The following is an 18,085-nucleotide window of genomic DNA, read 5'->3' on the forward strand; positions in this document are numbered from 1 at the left end:
TTAGATAACGGGAGCGAGTTCCGCACTCAGCGGATCTGCTCCCGTTATCTTTCGTCTTGTGTCAGTCTGTTATCTTAGCCTGTGATAAGAGTCAAGATTTCTTTTGCGAAGGTAATGACAACGCCGCCTGCAAGGGTCAAAAAGCCGTTAGCTCTCTGGGACGGGTCGTGGGATTTGAGGGAAAGACCAATCTGCACGATACCAAAGCCGAGCATAATCATACCGACAGCCCTCACCAGACCGAAAATGAAATCGGACAGATTGTTGACTACCTGAATAGGGTCATTGGCAGCAAAGGCGGTTACGGAAGTACCAAGCACAAATGTCATTGCCATAACAGCCATACAGTAATAGCGGAAGCCTTTCTTAACCTTTCCAGTCATCGGCAGCTTCGTGGTTTTCTTGTTCTCGTTCTTCTTAAAAAGTTTCATAGGGTAAATCCTCCTTATAAATTGAATATTTCTTCCAAGTCCTCATCGGACAGAAGCTCATAGGAAGTGCTGACAGATTTCACGCTCACGGCGTTATCTGGAATATCACTGTCAAACACAAGGGTTGCAACAGCCTGCGTAGGCTCTCCGTGGATATACGGCGGTTGCCCTCCGTCAGCCGTCAGCTTCACATTCGGGTGCTTCAAGATGTCATACTTGAGGTCCATAACGGGGCGTTCTCCACGCACAAAAAGAAGTGCGTAACGGTTATCAAGCATACGCACTTCGTCTGGGGTCATCAGCTCACGCCCCGAAATCTGATAATTTGTTGAATAGTTACCACTTCGCCCAGAGCTTTTCCCGTAGGTGTTGGTATCAATGGTTTCCTTGCCCAAAAGCTCTGACACATATTTGTGGGTGCTTTGCTCGTTGCCGCCCAGATACAGAAACTCATCATGAGGTAAGGTTCAGCTTGTCCTTTACAGGACTTGCATCCCCTCCCTCCCAAACCGCACGTACACCTCTCGATGTATACGGCTTTCCGCTTATTATATTTGCGGTATTAAGAATGAATCAGTTTATGACATTCGGGGCATACCACAAGAGTTTTCCGTCTCCTTTTGCGCATAAGGAGTACCCACTCCGCATTGCCCTTTAAGTCTTTTAGTTTCTTTACTTGATGAATTTCCAGATTTCTGCAATTGATGTCGTATAAATAAAGTTGGCACCTTATTCTCAAAGAATTCATGTATAATAAAGAGAATAAGGAGGAACTCTCAATGTCACGTACTCAACGTAAATACGACCACGAATATAAGATCCAGGCTGTCAAACTTGCCAGAGAAATCGGCGGTGCTAAGGCAGCCAAAGAATTAGGTATTCCAGAAGGAACCATCCATACATGGCTGAAAGCAGTTAGAGCCGGTACATTGGATATTGGCGACGGTGCACATACTCCAGAAAGTGCCATGAGTCTCGCTGAGGAACTTGCTATGCTCCGCAAACGTGTTAAGGATCAGGATAAAGAAATCCGGCGTCTAAAAGAGGAAAATGAATTTCTCGAGGAAGCAAGTGCTTTTTTCGCAGCCAGCCGTCGGAAGTCAGCAAGAACCAAAGAATGATGTTCATTGCCATAAAAACGGAAGACGGCGCGATTAAGGGAAAACTCTCATTCTATTGCCGGATGCTTGGTGTCAGCCGCCAGGGGTTCTACAAATATCTTGCTAATAAAGACCGGCCCTGGAAATATCAGGATCTCGCTGATGCTATGATAGCAATCCATACTGAAGATGAATACAATGATACATATGGGCGCATTCGCATGTATCAGGCACTTCTCCTTAAGAAACCGGAAGGACTCAAGATTCCCAGTGAGCGAACCGTCTACAGGGTCATGGATGAAATAGGCCTTAGTCATCAACCAAAGCGTAAGCCGAATGGTATTACCAAGGCTGATCGGGAAGCTCGTAAGTCAGATGATCTTCTGAAGCGAGATTTCAAATCCGACAAGCCACTTGAAAAATGTGTAACTGACATTACAGAAATCAAGGCTAAAGATGGGAAACTGTATGTTTCAGCTATCTTTGACTGCTTTGATTCCGGTGTCCTTGGTCTGGCAATGGAAACCAACATGAAAGCAACGTTGTGTGAGCATACCCTGGATAATGCCTATCTGGCATATCCTGATCTGCGAGGGGCTATTGTACACTCTGACAGAGGAACACAATATACCAGTGAAACTTATCGTAAGGCTCTTGCTAAATACGGTATTATTCAAAGCATGAACAGTGCTGGTGGCAGGTGCCACGATAATGCCCGATGCGAAAGCATGTGGGCCAGAATGAAAAGTGAGCTTCTCTATGACCGCTACAATACGGAGACTATGACCATAGAGGAACTGAAGGTTCTCATTTGGAGATACTTCATCAGTTACTGGAATAACAGGAGGATCTGCTCTGCCAACGGTGGGCTTCCTCCGATAATTAAGCGACAGAGATACTACCAATCTCTGGAACAGGCTGCATAGGCAGTGATATCTTTGAGATAAATGTGTCAACCAATATTGACAATATCATTTATAACCAAATAAAATATTGGTCAACGAAAAGACAACTATGTAAAAAAATAAGCGTACCACTATTTCTAATGATACGCCTATCCTCATTAAATCACTTCAAAATGCTTCAACGCATCCTTTATCGCTTCCACCTTCTCTGCTGTCGGATGCTTCCTCGGCTGTTTCAATTCTTCTACCGCATTAGGAGCATCATACATCGGCAAGCCCAAATCTCTCTTTACCTCTGCGATATATGCGGTATGTACCTTGAAGCCATATTTAGCTTCTATGTACTCCTTTATCATTTTGTAGGTCACTCGTTCCTTGGGCTTGTATTCTTCGGCTCTTTTAGCGATATTATCAAGCGGAACTTTTCCCTCACCCTCGCCAAACTCAACTTTTACGTTGATATGTCCGTCTGGCTTTTTGTGGGAAAGCAGTACTACCGTCTCAACATGTACCGTCATCGGAAATTGATCCACCCCCCGCACCCTCACCATCTCATACCCTTCCCCGCACAAATATTTCAAATCCCTTGCCAATGTGGCCGGATCACAGCTTACATACACGATCCTCTCAGGCTTCATCTGCACCATCGTCTCCAGCAGACTCTCCTCGCACCCTTTCCTGGGCGGGTCCACTACGATCACATCAGCTCTTACTTTCTCTTTCTCATACAATTCCGGCAGAATTTCCTCTGCTTTCCCCACGTAGAATTCCGCATTCTCAATCCCATTTAGTTCTGCGTTTCGTCTGGCGTCTTCGACCGCCTGGGGCACGATTTCCACCCCATACACCTGTTTCGCCCTTTGCGCCAGGAACAGTGAAATCGTCCCTATCCCACAATACAAATCCCATACAGTCTCTTCTCCTGTCAAGCCCGCGTATTCCAACGCCGTCTCATATAGTTTTTTCGTCTGCACCGGATTGACTTGATAAAAGGAAAGCGGCGAAATCTGATACTTTACTTTCCCGATATGATCCGTTATATATCCATCTCCCCACACCTTCTGGTCCTTATCGCCCATAATCACATTTGTCCGCCTGGTATTGCTGCTGAAGGTGATGCCTCTCATCCCCTCGATTCCGCAGAGCTTATCAATCAGCGCTTTTTTGGCCGGAAGTCCCGCCCCGTTTATCACCAGGCACACCATGAATTCACCGGTCGTAAATCCATACCGGATCAGCACATGCCTTACCAGCCCTTCGCCACTCATCTCATCATAGGCCGGTATGTGATTTTCTTCCATCCAGCCCAGAATCCCGGACAAAATCTCTCCATTGGCCTCTGCTCCCAGCACGCAGTCCCTGCAGGGAATGATCGTATGGGTACGGCCTGCATAAAATCCGGCCACTGCTTTTCCTTCTCTGTCGCATCCCACCGGAAACTGAGCCTTATTCCTGTACCGAAACGGCTGCTCCATACCAATGATCGGCTCCATCGGCACATCCTCAAATCCTCCGATCCGCATCAGATCGTTCCTGACCTTATCCTCCTTAAACCGAAGCTGCTCCCCATAATCCAGCATCTGCAACTGACATCCTCCGCACTGCCGGGCAATCGGGCACACCGGTACCACCCGTTTCCCGGAAGGCTCCACAATCCTCATCAGCCTGCCAAACCCGTAATTTTTTTTCGCCTTGACAATCTTCACCTCTGCCAGATCACCGATCACCGTATCCTTGACAAACAACGTATACCCGTCTGCCTTCCCGATACCCTCTCCCGTCTGGCTCATATCCTCAATTCGGATTATCACCACATCATTTTTTTGAAACTTCATCTTTCCCATCCCTCTTTCTCTGTTCCGCCGCTATCTGCCTCTGGGCGTAGCTTACAGCAGGACGCCCCATCACTCATCCTCTGCAGGTATACATCCATCTAATACATCTGCCTGAATGCCCCGCTGCCACCGTCTTCTCCCCGCCGCCCGGATTAATTTTTCAACACTAAATTTCTTCCCTTAAAAAAGGACGCGGCCGGAACACCCCGCCTCGTCCTTCCATCATAACCCTATAGCTTCAAATCTCTCCCGTCTTCCGGATATTTGACTCAAAGATCCTGTTATACCCCAGCCATTCGCCGGAATCATCCGCGGCCGCCAGCACCTCTGTCAGAGTCTCCATCCGCGCGTCTGTATTATCCGCCAGGTTCAGCGCCAGCGCCTCTGCCAATGCCGGTTTTTTCGGCGAACCGTATTCCAGCTCCCCGTGATGGGCCAGTATACAGTGCTTCAGTTCGTTCTCCAGCTGTTCTGGAAATCCAGGAATCCCGGCAGCCCCGTCATGTACCATTTCCGCCCCGATCATAATATGTCCCAGGAGCTGTCCGTCGTCCGTATAATCATTCTGCGGAAACGCCGATAATTCCTTCGTCTTGCCGATATCATGAAAGATCGCCGCGGTAATCAGCAAATCTCTGTTCAGGACCGGATACGCCTTCGTGTAATACTGACACAGCCGTGTCACGCTCAGGGTATGCTCCAGCAGCCCCCCGATAAATCCGTGGTGGACGCTCTTCGCAGCAGAACTGCCTTTAAACCGCTTGATAAATCCCTGGTCCTCCACATAATACCGTTTGAGAAGCGCAGACAGATAAGGGTTCTGCACACTCTCCACATAAGAAAGCAGCTCCTGGTACATCTGTTCCACATCATATTTGCTGGCGGGCAGATAATCTGCCGGGTTATACTCGCCCTCAGCAGCCCTGCGCACCCGCTTGATGGACACCTGCAGCGCTCCCGCAAAGCTGGTCACATCGCCCATCACTTCTATGTAATCCAGGATGTCGAATTCATCGATCCCAAAGGAGTTCGGCTCCCAGATCTTGCCATCGATCGTCCCTGTCTTGTCCTGCAAAATCACATTTTCATAAGGTTTGCCATTCTTGGTCACGGCAGACTGCCTGAATTTACACAGATAAATCCCCGCAATTCTCGTTCCCTCATGCAGTTCCCTGATATATTTCATAATAATTCTCCTCTTTCTCTCTATATCTCGCCGGCTGTCACATCGATCTCCATTTCGACGTAGCCTTCCGCCCCCTTGCGCATGACGGTCACCTTCACCGCCTGTCCGGGCGCCAGCTTTGTAAGGCTGTCGTGATACTGCTTAATAGTGCTTATCTTCTCCTCTCCGACCTTCACAATAACGTCATACTCCTTGATCCCGGAAAGCATGGCAGGCGAATCCGCCTGTACGGCAGTCACCAGCACCCCTTTCGGGATTCCCGTCTTCTCCGCGATCTGTGCGGTCACGTCCTGGCCCTTGATGCCGATGTACGCCTGGCTCTCGTTATTGGACAACCGTTCGATCAGCTCCTTGATCTGGGAAATCGCCAGCCCTGTAATGATATTCTTATCCTCTGAGCTGTAGCTCTGGGCGATAATTCCCACAATCTCCCCGTCCAGATTCACCAGCACGCCGCTGCCCTCCTTGCTGCCCAAAATGTCTGTGGTCAGCAGGTTATATTCAGTATCCAGCGTGGAAATCTTATTATTCACTGAAGTGATGACCCCATATGCCACAGAATTACTGTATCCGATAGGGCTTCCCAGCGCCAGTATCGGCTCGCCCTGTGAGACGCTGTAAGAGCTTCCCAGCGGTGCGACCTCCAGATTCTCCTGCGTGTCCGCGCTGATATCCGCCAGAGCGACCCGCAGGATCGCCAGTCCCGTATTGGCGTCATGCTTCTGGAAAATAGCATCTGTCATAGTTCCGTCATAGAACGTCACCTGTATCCGTTCCACATTTTCCACAATCCTGTACTCCGTCAGGATGAACAGATCCTGGCCGTTATCTGCAACCACGAGGCCCGAAATCTGCTGCTGGTTCTCATAGTTCTGGTTAAAATAATCCATCTGGTTCGTGATGCCAATCACAGTCACCAGCGCATGCTTCGGCTTCTCCGCCACAGCCAGCATGTCCTTATACAGCTGCTTATATTCTGTCAGCCCGATGGCCGGAACCGGTTCCGGCGTGGCCTGCGGCGTATCCACAACCGTCGGGGTGGGGGTGGCTTCAGGCGTCGCTGTGGCCGTCGGCTCCTCATCCGCGGGAATATTCACTTTGGGTGGTTCCTCGCTGGTGCCCAGAACCTGCTCTGCAACCGGAACCATTTTCACGAACACAAAAGCGGCGATAATGCCCGCAGCTACAGCTGCAGCCGCCACTCCCGCGATCTTCAGCAGCAGCGCCCGTTTGTCCAGCGGTTTCTTTTTAATAATCTCTTTCATAAAACTGTAGGGTTTTTTCTCCTGGTTATCCTCTTTGTTTTCCATCAGTAAAGTCCCCCATTTTAAGAATACCGGAAGCAATCCCGGCGCCGGCGCCTGAAGAGGCGGGGCAGGGCGCTTCTCCCATTATTAAAACCTGGATATTCCTGAAATATTTTATCAGAAACATATGAACAATCTATGAATAATTTCTCACAAAAATCCCTTTTCTATTGGGGTTTTTTAGAGTACAATAGACATTAGAAAATGTAAAGGAAATGATTATGAACCAAAAAGCGTTAAAAACACTGGAATACCATAAAATTATCAATATGCTGCTTCAGCACGCCTCCTCCCCCATGGGCCAGGAGCTCTGCCGGCAGCTGACACCCTCCGATGACCTGAATGTGGTCCGGGGCATGCAGCGCCAGACCCATGATGCGCTGAGCCGCCTGTTCCGCAAGGGCCATATTTCTTTCGGCAGCGCCAGGGACATCCGGCCCTCTCTGAAGCGCCTGGCCATCGGCAGCTCTCTGAACCAGTCAGAGCTTCTGTCCATTGCCTCTCTTCTGGAAAATACCGCCCGGGTAAAATCTTACGGACGTCATGAAAATGCTGACACGGCCGGCGACAGTCTGGACCCTCTGTTTGACTCGCTGGAGCCGCTGACCCCTCTCTCTGCAGAGATCCGCCGCTGCATCCTGGCGGAGGATGAGATCAGCGATGACGCCAGCCCCGGCCTGCGCCAGGTCCGCCGTTCTATCAAGGCCAGCGGCGACCGGATTCATACCCAGCTGAACAACCTGATCAACGGCTCCCTGCGCACTTACCTGCAGGACGCCGTCGTTACCATGCGGAACGGCCGGTACTGCATCCCTGTTAAATCAGAATACCGTTCCCAGGTACCCGGCATGATTCACGACCAGTCCTCCACAGGCTCAACGATCTTCGTGGAGCCTATGGCTATCGTGAAACTGAACAACGATATCCGGGAGCTGGAATTAAAGGAAGAAAAAGAGATCGAAATCATCCTGGCCACGCTCAGCCAACAGGCCGCCCAATACACAGAGCTTCTTCAGTACGACCTGGAAAATATGGTCGAACTGGATTTCATATTCGCACGGGCCGGCCTGGCTATGGAAATGAACGCCACTGAACCGCTGTTTAATACCGACGGGATCATCAGCCTGCGGAAAGCGAGACATCCGCTCATTGAAAGGCGCCAGGTGGTCCCTATTGATCTCACTCTTGGAGAAGCCTTTGACCTTTTAATCGTCACAGGCCCCAACACCGGTGGAAAAACCGTTTCACTGAAGACTGTGGGGCTTTTGTCCCTGATGGGCCAGTCCGGCCTTCACATACCGGCTCTGGACCGCTCCCGGCTGTCCATTTTTACGGAAATTTACGCGGATATCGGGGATGAACAGAGCATTGAACAATCACTGAGCACCTTTTCCTCCCACATGACCAATGTGGTTTCGTTCCTGGAAAAGGCAGACCGGCAGTCCCTGGTACTTTTTGACGAGCTGGGAGCCGGAACCGACCCCACGGAAGGCGCCGCCCTCGCAATCGCCATCCTCTCCCACCTGCACCAGCAGGGAATCCGGACGATGGCCACCACTCACTACAGCGAATTAAAAATCTACGCCCTTTCCACAGAAGGAGTCGAGAACGCCTGCTGTGAATTTGACGTGGAGACACTGCGTCCCACCTACCGTCTGCTGGTCGGCGTTCCAGGAAAAAGCAACGCATTTGCCATCTCCGGCAAACTGGGCCTGCCGGACTACATCATAAAGGCAGCCAGGGAACAGATCAGTGAGCAGGATGAATCCTTTGAAGACGTTCTGACCACCCTGGAGCAGAACCGGATCGCCATGGAACGGGAACAACAGGAGCTGGAGAAGACCCGTGCGGAGGTCGAAGCCCTGAAGAGCCAGATTTCCGAAAAGCAGGAAAAACTCACCTCCCAGAGGGACCGCATTCTCCAAAAGGCTAATGAAGAGGCTCACGCCATCCTGCGGGAAGCAAAAGAATATGCCGACCAGACCATGCGGGATTTCCAGAAATTCGGCAAGGCCGGGATCTCCGTCAAAGAGATGGAAAAACGGCGCTCCGACCTCCGGGAAAAGCTAGACCAGACAGGTAAGAAAATCTCTGTGAAGCCTGATCCGCGCCCGGTTTCCAACCTGAAGCCCAAGGACCTGTCAATCGGTGACTCCGTAAAAGTGCTGAGCATGAATGTAAAGGGCACCGTCAGCACGCGCCCGGATGCAAAGGGCAACCTTTTCGTTCAGATGGGCATCATCCGTTCCAAAGTGAACATTTCCGACCTGCAGCTGATCGACGAACCCGTCATCACCGGCGGCGGAATGAGCCGCACCGGCTCCGGTAAGATTAAAATGTCCAAATCCAGCTCTGTAAAGACGGAGCTCAACCTGCTGGGCAAGACTGTGGACGAAGCCGTTGCAGAACTAGACAAATATCTGGACGACGCCTATCTCGCTCATCTCCCCAGCGTCCGCATCGTGCATGGCAAGGGCACGGGCGCTCTCCGCAAGGGGGTTCACGCGTATTTAAGGACTCAGAAGCACATCTCAGACTATCACCTGGCCGAATTCGGCGAGGGAGATGCCGGAGTCACCATCGTAACGTTTAAAAAATAAGAGGAGGTTTTATGAATGGTTGCCAAACAGAAAATTCTCATCGTAGATGATGATAACAATATAGCAGAACTCATTTCTCTTTACCTGACAAAAGAATGCTTTGAATGCATGATCGTCAACGACGGCGAAGAAGCCCTCAGCGTCCTTGGCACCTTCCAGCCCAACCTGATCCTGCTGGATCTGATGCTTCCGGGCATGGACGGCTACCAGGTCTGCCGGGAGGTCCGCCATAAGTCCAACACACCGATCATCATGCTTTCCGCCAAGGGAGAGATTTTTGATAAGGTGCTGGGGCTGGAGCTGGGCGCGGATGATTACATTATTAAGCCCTTTGACTCCAAAGAGCTGGTCGCGCGGGTTAAGGCGGTACTCCGCCGTTTTCAGCCCGCTCCCAGCCAGACGGTTTCCCAGACCAACGGAAAATATGTTGAATATCCCGATCTGATCATCAACCAGACCAACTACTCCGTTCTGTACAAGGGGGAGACCGTGGATATGCCGCCGAAGGAGCTGGAGCTTCTCTACTTCCTGGCTTCCTCCCCCAACCAAGTCTTCACCCGGGAACAGCTTCTGGACCACATATGGGGCTATGAATACATAGGAGACACCCGGACTGTGGACGTACATATCAAGCGGCTCCGGGAAAAGATCAAGGATCACGCCAACTGGTCCATCAGCACCGTGTGGGGAATCGGCTATAAATTCGAGGTCAAATCATAATGAAGAAAAAACTATTCTGGAAATTCCTGATCGCCTACATCCTGATCGGGATCACAAGCTTCATACTGATCTCCACGGCCGGTTCCCGGCTGCTGGAAAAAGAGCTGGTGGATTCTCACAGCATGAGCCTCTATAAAGAAGCCTCCAGAATTGCCTCTTACCAGGCCGCCCGCTATTATACCCGCGGCATCACCCTGGAAGATACCTACAACAACCTGGCCGCCCTCTCCGACTTTCAGAATTCGGAGATATGGCTCATCAGCACCGACGGAGAGATTTTTCTGAATACAGAGGCCGATCTGGAGAGTGAACAGGCGGAGACTCTGGAAAATTTTGATCCCATCGCCTTGGGATCAGATTATTATACCGTAGGCCGCTTTTTCCAACATTTTGACTCAGACATGCTCAGCGTCATGGTGCCTGTCACTTCTAATCTGAACATCCGTGGCTACGTGGCCATCCACATGCCCATGACCGATGTCTATCAGGAACGGGAAGCCCTGCTCGCGCAAGTCTACCTGCTGTTTCTCGTACTTTTCCTGATTTTCCTGTCTGTGCTGGTCCTACTGGCTTTCGTAGTTAACCGCCCATTGAAGCGGATCATACGCGGCGCCCAGGAATATGCCTCCGGCAACCTGACCTACAATATTAACGTCCCCTCCAATGACGAAATGGGCTATCTGGCCAGCACGCTGAACTATATGTCTGATGAGCTGAATAAAACGGGCGAGTATCAGCGTAAATTTGTCGCAAATGTCTCCCACGATTTCCGTTCACCGCTGACCTCCATCAAGGGATACGTGGAGGCCATTCTTGACGGAACGATCCCTCAGGAGATGCAGGAGCGCTATCTGAACATTGTACTGTTCGAGACCGACCGTCTGAACAAGCTGACAAAGAGCATGCTGACGCTGAATAATATCGATACCAAGGGACATTTTCTGGACATCACCAGCTTTGACATTAACGCGGTGATTAAAGACACAGCTGCCTCCTTTGAAGGCACCTGCACGGCTAAACGAATTTCCATCGAGCTGCTGCTGGCCGCCGAGACGCTGTATGTTTCCGCCGATTTTGGCAAGATCCAGCAGGTATTATACAATCTGATCGACAATGCGATCAAATTCAGCGACAACAATTCCACCATTCAGGTAGAAACTACCGAAAAGCATGGAAAAGTGTTTGTCTCCGTTAAGGATCACGGGGTCGGAATCCCCAGATCCTTCATTTCCAAGATCTGGGACCGTTTCTACAAGATAGACGCTTCCCGCGGAAAAGACCGCAAGGGCACGGGACTGGGCCTTGCGATCGTAAAAGAGATTATCAGCGCCCACAATCAGAATATCAATGTGGTCAGCACGGTAGGCGCGGGGACGGAATTTATATTTTCACTGGATAAGACAAAGCAGCAATAAAGTAGGAGGTAAGTTATGTTTCACCTATCAGAAGAGACCATACAGCGGTACAGCAGCATCAAACCAGCCTACAAGCGGATTTATCTGACACTCCGCCAAGCACTTTTATCCGGGGAGCTGTCTGCCGAAGAAAAAATGCCGGAAGAGGCCCTCGCCCTGCAATTGGGTACCAGCCGGACGCCTCTGCGAAGAGCTCTGGACGACTTAAAAAGGGAAGGCTACCTGGAACACGCAAAGTCTGCCGCCAATTCCCCTCACCTTCCCAAAAAGGACATGAACAGTATAATCGACCTGGACGTGCTTCTGGAATCTCACGCGGCATACCTGGCTGCCAGAAACGGTGTTTCCACTGAAAATCTGGAGATTCTGAAAGATTTGAACAGAATTCTGCGCAACGTAGATGAATCGTTCCGATATGACAGCGCATTTGAAAAAGACCTGATCGGCGTCCGTGACACTCATCTCCAGTTTCATCTGATGATCGCCCGGATGTCCCGGAACAAATATCTCTATCAGACAGTGGCTAAACTTCGAACAAAGCTGCGCCAATACTCGTCCCTGGAATCATTCCCCAGAGACCAGACTCCCAGCAGCTACTACCGCACGATCATTGTCCCCTGTCACGAGGAAATCATCAGCGCCATCGAAAACCGTGAGCCTGAAAGCGCGCGGGCATGGATGTATACAGATGTCATCCGTTCCAGATCCAAATATTTTAACAGCTACAAAAACCCTTATCTGATCGGGCGTTAAACCTCTTCGCGGCTTCTTCACAGCTTCAAATGGAAATACTGCTCTGCGATCTGCAGAAATTCAGTCTGAGTTCCTACATTCCGGGCCGCAGCCTTTCCATTTTTCACTTCAGTAAATAAACTGCCCATCAGATTATAATTCCCTTCCGGCGTCTTCAGATTCATTGAGCGCCTTTTGGTAAAATTTGAATCAGGGCTTGTGGAACAATAATTGTTCAGCGCAATAAAATCCACATTTTCCTGCGGCATGGTGTAGAACCGGAACACGTGTTCGATGCTTCCGTCCGATGTGGTCCGGTCCAGGGCCCACCAGATGTCATCCAGTCTTACCGTGTGGAACAATTCTCCGCGGCATTCTGTCGTACCGCCTTCCGATATCTTCACGGCGCCGGAAGGAGCTGGTCCGCCAAACCCCACGTCACAGTAGTACAGTTCCCCTTCCACCTCTGCCACCACGCCTCTGTGCATGATTGGCGGCAGGTAATCTCTCCCGCGTACAATCCGGCACATACAGGACCATGCGCGATAGCCCAGATCCTTTAGAAGCTGCGTAAACAGGCCATTCAGTTCGAAACAATATCCTCCCCTCTTCCGGAGGACTATTTTATCATACAGCGCAGGTATCGCCAGGGATACAGGCATGTGGTAATCACAGATATCCAGGTTTTCAAAAGGAACGGCGCATTGGTGCGCATAGACCAGCCTGTCAAGAAATTCCCTGTTGGGCTTTAACGGAGCCGGAATTCCCAGACGCTCTAGATATGCCTCCGGTTCAGGTATGTGAGCATATAATTCTTCGTACATAATCCTCCTTTCAAAAAGACCTCTGCGTCTTGTATACCAGCAGAGGCCTTTCTTATAATTCCTATCCGTTCACTTTCTGTCTGGAAAAACGGTAAATATCCTCAAAGAAACAGGGATTTAAGATTTTGGAGCTATACCCGACCATGGCCGGCGCTCCCGGCACCATATAGGCATCCACATATTCTTTCGCAACCCTACGCACTTCATCCCTGGGCATATCCTCTGATATATCCGGAGTCTCCACGCCAATAAGGATATCCTTACCGTATTCCCGGTACATGGCCGCTTTGTCATTCATCTCCTGCCCTGCCCAGCTGTCCACACCTGCTTCTACGATTGCCGGAAATATGGATTCTATATGGCCGCAGCTGTGCATGTCGTAAAACAGCCCTTTCGCATGCGCATGATCCACCACCGTCCGCAAATGAGGAACAAACATATTCCTGGCCGTCTCCAGGGAGAAAAACGGTGACCGCTGGCTGCCCCAGTCGTCATGAACACAGATTCCCCTGATGGAGAAGTGTTCAACAAATTTATCAATCATCCGGCAATACAGATCAGCCAGTTTATCGAGGAATTCATGAACAGCCTTCTGCTGATCTTCATCAATCAGCGCCATGGCCGCCCCCTCAAAATCCATCATGGAAATCATCCGTTCAAAATACCCGGTATATATGGTAGGCATGACGGCCAGCTCCGGATCAGCGACGAATTCCCGGCTGAGAGCCTTCTGCCCTTCCCAGTCCCATGAATCAATATCCGGCCAAACAACTTTTTCCTTCCACTCATTCATGGTGGATAGCAGCGGCGCACCTGGCTTTACCATAGAACCTCCCGCTACCTCCACGAACACCCAGGTGATCCCGAACATATCCGGAAACCCTTCCGGATGAACCTTCGGTTCCCCGCCGTCACGGATGGAAGCCCTGGCTTCCGCGTCTGGGAATATTCTCGGGTTAAATCCCAGAAAATAGCGGTAGTTTGGCATGAACACAGGTGCTTTGTCAAAAATTGCCCGCAGCATATTCTCTCCCGCCGTGACCGGCGCCTCGTAGACCGGGAGATCAATCCTCCCACGTGCTCCGGGGATCACATAGCGCACCCTCATTTCATCCTCTGAAAATTTCATATCCAAACACTCACCTTCTATTTCTGGCCTGCTTTCCTCTCTCTGATCTCTGCCTGCATGCTGCGTACCTTATCATCCGTGAGCGGAAACAACACCATCAGGACAATTCCCACCACCAAAAGCAGGCTCGGAAGTGCGCTGAACAGCACACGAATGCCAGAAATCGCACCAGCTGTTACGTTAGTCTTGTCAAAACCCACAGCCACCAGACCAAAGCCCATTACAAAACTGCCCACCGTCGTTCCGATTTTCGGAACCAGATTAAACAGAGACATCATAAACGGCTTCAAATCCTTGCCGCTCTTCCACTGGGTGTAATCCACAACAGATGAATAAATCGTGATCTCTGCCGCATGAGCAATTGAATAGCCCACATAACCGGCGCTCATTAGCACTGTAAACACAACGGCGTTTGTGCCCAGGAAATAAGCCAGTGCCAAACAGGCTGCGTAGATGGAAAGACCGAGAATATAGGTCTGTTTCGCTCCCTTAACCAGACGGCTGACATACGGCATGATAAAGGAACCGCCAATCATCAAAAACGTGCTGAGAGACAGATATACTGTCAGCATGTTCTTATCACCAACCACATAGGTATAATAATATGCCGCCAGGCCGGTGATGATAAAATATGTGGACCCTTTACAGGAAGCGCCTCCCAGATACAGTAAAAACGGTTTTGTAATCGCGTACTTAATCATTTCCCATAGAGAAGCCTTATAGACATCCTCCACCGGTTTTTTGACTTCACCTTTTGCAGTCTCTGCTTTCGGAGCCACGACATCTATTTTTTTTGTAGCTGTAAACAGCTGCACATAGGCCAGGATAACAAGAACGCCGATCAAAAGAGCCAGCATCGAGTATCCCATCGCATCATTCCCCTGCCCAAACAGGGAAATCAGATATACGCTGAACAGAGAAAACACAAACTTACCAGTAGAATTACAGATATTTTTCGCAGCCGCATATGCCTGACGCTCATCCGGATCTGAAGCCATTAATGGTAAAAGCCCGGTAAAAGCTGTAAATGCGATATTATAACCCACATACGTTAAAATGTAAGCCCCTCCAAACCAGACCGCCTGGCCCACTCCTGTAAGCCCCGGATCAGAAAATGACAACCACCGGAACACTGCCGCCGTGACGGCGCCCAGAATCAGCCAGGGCCGGAATTTTCCCGACTTAAATTTCGCTTTTTGCATGATTATGCCGATAAACGGTACAGAAACCATATCTATAATGCTGGCGGCTCCCAAAATCCCCGCCATCACTCCAGTCTCTAACCCCACCGCATCCGTCAGAAAAATGGCCCAATATGTAGTAGCTATCGTTGTAATCAAAGTCGAAAAACCATTTGTCAGACCATATCGGAATGACATCACACTATACATTGTTTTCTTCTTTTTTTCCATTACATAAACCTCCCTCTATACTCCAGAGTATAATCGCAGACAACTCCACAGCTGATTATTCAGCCAGCCTTTCCCTCGAATACCGATAGACAGCTTCGAAAAAGACTGGATTCAGGATTTGCGAATTAAACCCGATCATGGCCGGCGCTCCCGGCTGCAGGAATTCTTCCGCATATTTTCTGGCTATTTCATACACTGTCTCTTCCGGCATATCCTCCGGTATATCCGGCGTATCCACGCCTATCAGGATCTCTCTGCCATACTGGTGGTAAAGTTTTCCTTTGTCATTCATCGGCTGGCCCGACCAGGAATCCACACCTGCTTCAATCATCGCCGGAATCAGGTTCTCCACCTGCCCGCAGCAGTGCATATCATAAAACAGCCCTTTAGAGTGCGCATGTTCCGTGACCTTCCGGATGTGCGGCACCAGCATTTCTTTGACAGTATCTAGAGAAAAGAACGGCGCCCGCTGGCTGCCCCAGTCGTCATGGACACAGATGCCGTCTATCGGAAAATATTCCACGTATTTATCAATAATCCGGCAGTATAACTCTGCCAGCCGGTCTAAAAACTCATGGACCGCATCCTGTTGCTCTTCGTCAATCAGCGCCATTGCCGCCCCTTCGAAGTCCATCATGGAAATCATCCGTTCAAAATACCCGGTCATAATCGTAGGCACCAGAGCCAGCTCTTGATTGGAGGTAAATTCTCTGCTCAGCTCCGCCTGGCCTTTCCAGTCCCAAGAGTCGACGTCTGGCCATACTACCTTCTCTTTCCAGTCATTCATGTCATGCATCAGCGGATTACCCGGCTCAACCATGGAGCCGCCCGCCACCTCTACGAAGATCCAGTTGATTCCGAACATATCCCGGAATCCTTCCGGATGCCTGACGGGATCGCCGCCATCCATGACAAATCCTCTTGCCTCATTGTCCGGTATGATCCGCGGCGTAAAGTTCAGATAATACCTGTAACTAGGCATATACACCGGCGCTTTATCAAAAATCGCCCTTTTCATGTTCTCTCCCGCCGTTACCGGACCGTCGTAGACAGGCATATCAATTCTGCCCCTTGCCCCCGGGATTACATAGCGGACTTTTAGTTCATTCTCAGAAAAAGCTTTACCCATACCTCTGTATGCCTCCTTTTATCTCAGAAATCCCGCTGTTGCCTAACGGCGCCTTCCCTGCCCGATCGTTCTTTACAGGTGATCCCCATCACCAAAGCCATATTTTTAATGCTGTAAAGAACAGTCCGTTGTTTTAAAAGCTGCCGTGCATCAGCTGCATCCCTGTTTCTGACTCTATCTTAATCTTGCTGTACGGAATCTGTCAATCCAAAAATGTATACATTTTCTATTTTCAGCAAAATATATAAAGAACATAAAAGGATTAAATGTATACAAATTTATTTTTCTTCCTTTGTTTTTTTATATGTATACTTTTTTTTAAGATATTGATTTACATATGAATAAACTATGTTAGAATATAAAAAGACACTCCTATTTTCTTAAATAAATCTGCAGAAAGGAGGGTGGTTTTTATGATTCAGTTTCCACAGGAAATTGTGGATATGTATAAAGACTTCAAACCAGCCCATTTAAAGATCTACCGGATTGTCCGGGACAGCATTTTTTCCGGCCAGGTACCGGCCGGAGAAAAGTTCACCGAGGAAGGTATTGCGAAGGCTCTAGGCATCAGCCGCACTCCAGTCCGCGTAGCTCTGGCACGGCTGCGTAATGAAGGTTTGCTTCAAAATATTACCAAAAGCAACCTGGGCATTCAGGACTATTCCACGAAAGAAAAGACAGACCTGTTGTTCCTCATTGAATTTCTAGAGGGAAAAGCCGCCTATCTGGCCGCTAGTCAGGGCATTTCTGAAGATGACCTGTCTACATTGACAGAAATCAACGACGCGATCGCCACCTACACAGATCTGCCGGATTCCTCGAACCAGCTGAATGTCTACGGAGTCAGAGATCTTCATATGCAGTTTCATCTGCTGATCGCCAAATTTTCCGGAAACCAGTTTCTATATAAGGAAATTGTTGAACTGCGCAATATCATGCGCATTTTAAGATCCGATCTGGTCTATTCCAGCGACCGGCGCGGAAATTACGCGGACTTCATCGCTCCTCTGCACCAGTGTATTATCGGAGCCATCCAGCGCCGGAGCCCGGAAGAGGCCGAACTCTATATGCGATATGAAATCAACCATTCGAAAGAAATATACGCCAACAGCGCTGTGGACGCCGGATACACCTCCCATTAGGCGTAGAGGCTAAGGCAAATCATGCACAGATGTCAGCCGCAGAGCTGCTTTCCTTTACACATTCTATGCAATAAAAAAACAATTCCTAAATCCAGGTGAGTTTTAAGAATTGTTTTTTTTTGCAAATGCAGCTGTATTTGTGTATTTTTCACAAATATTTTATGTACAAGTTAGATAACTTGTCATTTAATTATAAATATGCTATAATTCTCTCAGCA

15 protein-coding genes and 2 pseudogenes are annotated in these 18,085 nt (G+C 49.5%); 7 read left to right on the forward strand and 10 right to left on the reverse strand.

The features are described from left to right. Positions 1–74: 74 nt before the first annotated feature. The 3 genes and pseudogenes from H9Q79_RS07945 to H9Q79_RS18485 all read right to left on the reverse strand — a co-directional run. The gene (locus H9Q79_RS07945) at positions 75–431 is read right to left on the reverse strand and encodes a hypothetical protein (protein ID WP_015560134.1); all 357 of its coding nucleotides are present in this window, start codon (positions 429–431) and stop codon (positions 75–77) included. A gap of 14 nt (positions 432–445) precedes the next feature. After that, positions 446–886 (reverse strand): annotated as a pseudogene (locus H9Q79_RS18480) (type IV secretory system conjugative DNA transfer family protein); the annotation flags it as partial. 107 nt (positions 887–993) lie between these two features. Further along, a pseudogene (locus tag H9Q79_RS18485) lies at positions 994–1,131 on the reverse strand (HNH endonuclease); the annotation flags it as partial. Between the two features lie 79 nt (positions 1,132–1,210). On the opposite strand from H9Q79_RS18485, the gene H9Q79_RS07955 reads away from it, so the two are divergent. Continuing rightward, a complete protein-coding gene (locus H9Q79_RS07955) occupies positions 1,211–1,552 on the forward strand; it encodes a transposase (protein ID WP_118648886.1) in 342 nt (113 codons plus the stop codon). Further along, positions 1,549–2,457, forward strand: a complete 909-nt coding sequence (locus tag H9Q79_RS07960; protein ID WP_118648884.1) for an IS3 family transposase — start codon at positions 1,549–1,551, stop codon at positions 2,455–2,457. Before H9Q79_RS07955 ends, H9Q79_RS07960 begins: the two co-directional genes overlap by 4 nt. A gap of 137 nt (positions 2,458–2,594) precedes the next feature. On the opposite strand, the gene rlmD is transcribed toward H9Q79_RS07960, so the two are convergent. From rlmD to H9Q79_RS07975, 3 genes are all read right to left on the reverse strand, one after another. After that, positions 2,595–4,271, reverse strand: coding sequence for a 23S rRNA (uracil(1939)-C(5))-methyltransferase RlmD (gene rlmD / locus H9Q79_RS07965; protein ID WP_118646005.1), 1,677 nt, complete (start codon positions 4,269–4,271; stop codon positions 2,595–2,597). A 238-nt stretch (positions 4,272–4,509) separates the two neighbouring features. After that, complete coding sequence (locus H9Q79_RS07970) at positions 4,510–5,457, reverse strand: 3'-5' exoribonuclease YhaM family protein (RefSeq protein WP_118646007.1); 948 nt, start codon at positions 5,455–5,457, stop codon at positions 4,510–4,512. A 20-nt stretch (positions 5,458–5,477) separates the two neighbouring features. Continuing rightward, positions 5,478–6,767: a S1C family serine protease gene (locus tag H9Q79_RS07975; RefSeq protein ID WP_249329586.1), complete on the reverse strand. Its 1,290-nt coding sequence runs from the start codon at positions 6,765–6,767 to the stop codon at positions 5,478–5,480. A 218-nt stretch (positions 6,768–6,985) separates the two neighbouring features. Here H9Q79_RS07975 and H9Q79_RS07980 point away from each other — a divergent pair, with 218 nt between their 5' ends. From H9Q79_RS07980 to H9Q79_RS07995, 4 genes are read left to right on the forward strand one after another with little or no spacing between them, the layout of a single operon-like run. Beyond that, positions 6,986–9,364, forward strand: a complete 2,379-nt coding sequence (locus tag H9Q79_RS07980; RefSeq protein WP_249329587.1) for an endonuclease MutS2 — start codon at positions 6,986–6,988, stop codon at positions 9,362–9,364. Between the two features lie 15 nt (positions 9,365–9,379). Beyond that, positions 9,380–10,084, forward strand: coding sequence for a response regulator (locus H9Q79_RS07985; RefSeq protein ID WP_118646013.1), 705 nt, complete (start codon positions 9,380–9,382; stop codon positions 10,082–10,084). Continuing rightward, positions 10,084–11,499 (forward strand): sensor histidine kinase, encoded by a 1,416-nt coding sequence (locus H9Q79_RS07990; protein ID WP_118646015.1) that lies wholly within the window; start codon positions 10,084–10,086, stop codon positions 11,497–11,499. The genes H9Q79_RS07985 and H9Q79_RS07990 overlap by 1 nt, the downstream gene beginning before the upstream one ends. A gap of 15 nt (positions 11,500–11,514) precedes the next feature. Beyond that, complete coding sequence (locus H9Q79_RS07995) at positions 11,515–12,252, forward strand: GntR family transcriptional regulator (RefSeq protein ID WP_118646017.1); 738 nt, start codon at positions 11,515–11,517, stop codon at positions 12,250–12,252. A gap of 17 nt (positions 12,253–12,269) precedes the next feature. Here the strand turns inward: H9Q79_RS07995 and H9Q79_RS08000 are convergent, their stop codons facing one another. The 4 genes from H9Q79_RS08000 to H9Q79_RS08015 all read right to left on the reverse strand — a co-directional run bounded on the left by H9Q79_RS08000 (position 12,270) and on the right by H9Q79_RS08015 (position 16,725). After that, positions 12,270–13,055 carry an arylamine N-acetyltransferase family protein gene (locus tag H9Q79_RS08000; RefSeq protein ID WP_249329588.1) on the reverse strand — a complete coding sequence of 262 codons (786 nt, stop codon included), beginning with the start codon at positions 13,053–13,055 and terminating at the stop codon, positions 12,270–12,272. Between the two features lie 61 nt (positions 13,056–13,116). Beyond that, positions 13,117–14,184: a uroporphyrinogen decarboxylase family protein gene (locus H9Q79_RS08005; RefSeq protein WP_147371462.1), complete on the reverse strand. Its 1,068-nt coding sequence runs from the start codon at positions 14,182–14,184 to the stop codon at positions 13,117–13,119. A 17-nt stretch (positions 14,185–14,201) separates the two neighbouring features. Further along, on the reverse strand, positions 14,202–15,596 hold the full coding sequence (locus H9Q79_RS08010) for an MFS transporter (protein ID WP_118646025.1): 1,395 nt from the start codon (positions 15,594–15,596) through the stop codon (positions 14,202–14,204). Between the two features lie 55 nt (positions 15,597–15,651). Further along, positions 15,652–16,725: a uroporphyrinogen decarboxylase family protein gene (locus H9Q79_RS08015; protein ID WP_118646027.1), complete on the reverse strand. Its 1,074-nt coding sequence runs from the start codon at positions 16,723–16,725 to the stop codon at positions 15,652–15,654. 413 nt (positions 16,726–17,138) lie between these two features. On the opposite strand from H9Q79_RS08015, the gene H9Q79_RS08020 reads away from it, so the two are divergent. Further along, positions 17,139–17,867 (forward strand): GntR family transcriptional regulator, encoded by a 729-nt coding sequence (locus H9Q79_RS08020; RefSeq protein WP_118646029.1) that lies wholly within the window; start codon positions 17,139–17,141, stop codon positions 17,865–17,867. Positions 17,868–18,085: the final 218 nt, after the last annotated feature.

Origin of the sequence: Wansuia hejianensis, assembly GCF_014337215.1 — a bacterium.
Taxonomy (GTDB): domain Bacteria; phylum Bacillota; class Clostridia; order Lachnospirales; family Lachnospiraceae; genus Scatomonas; species Scatomonas hejianensis.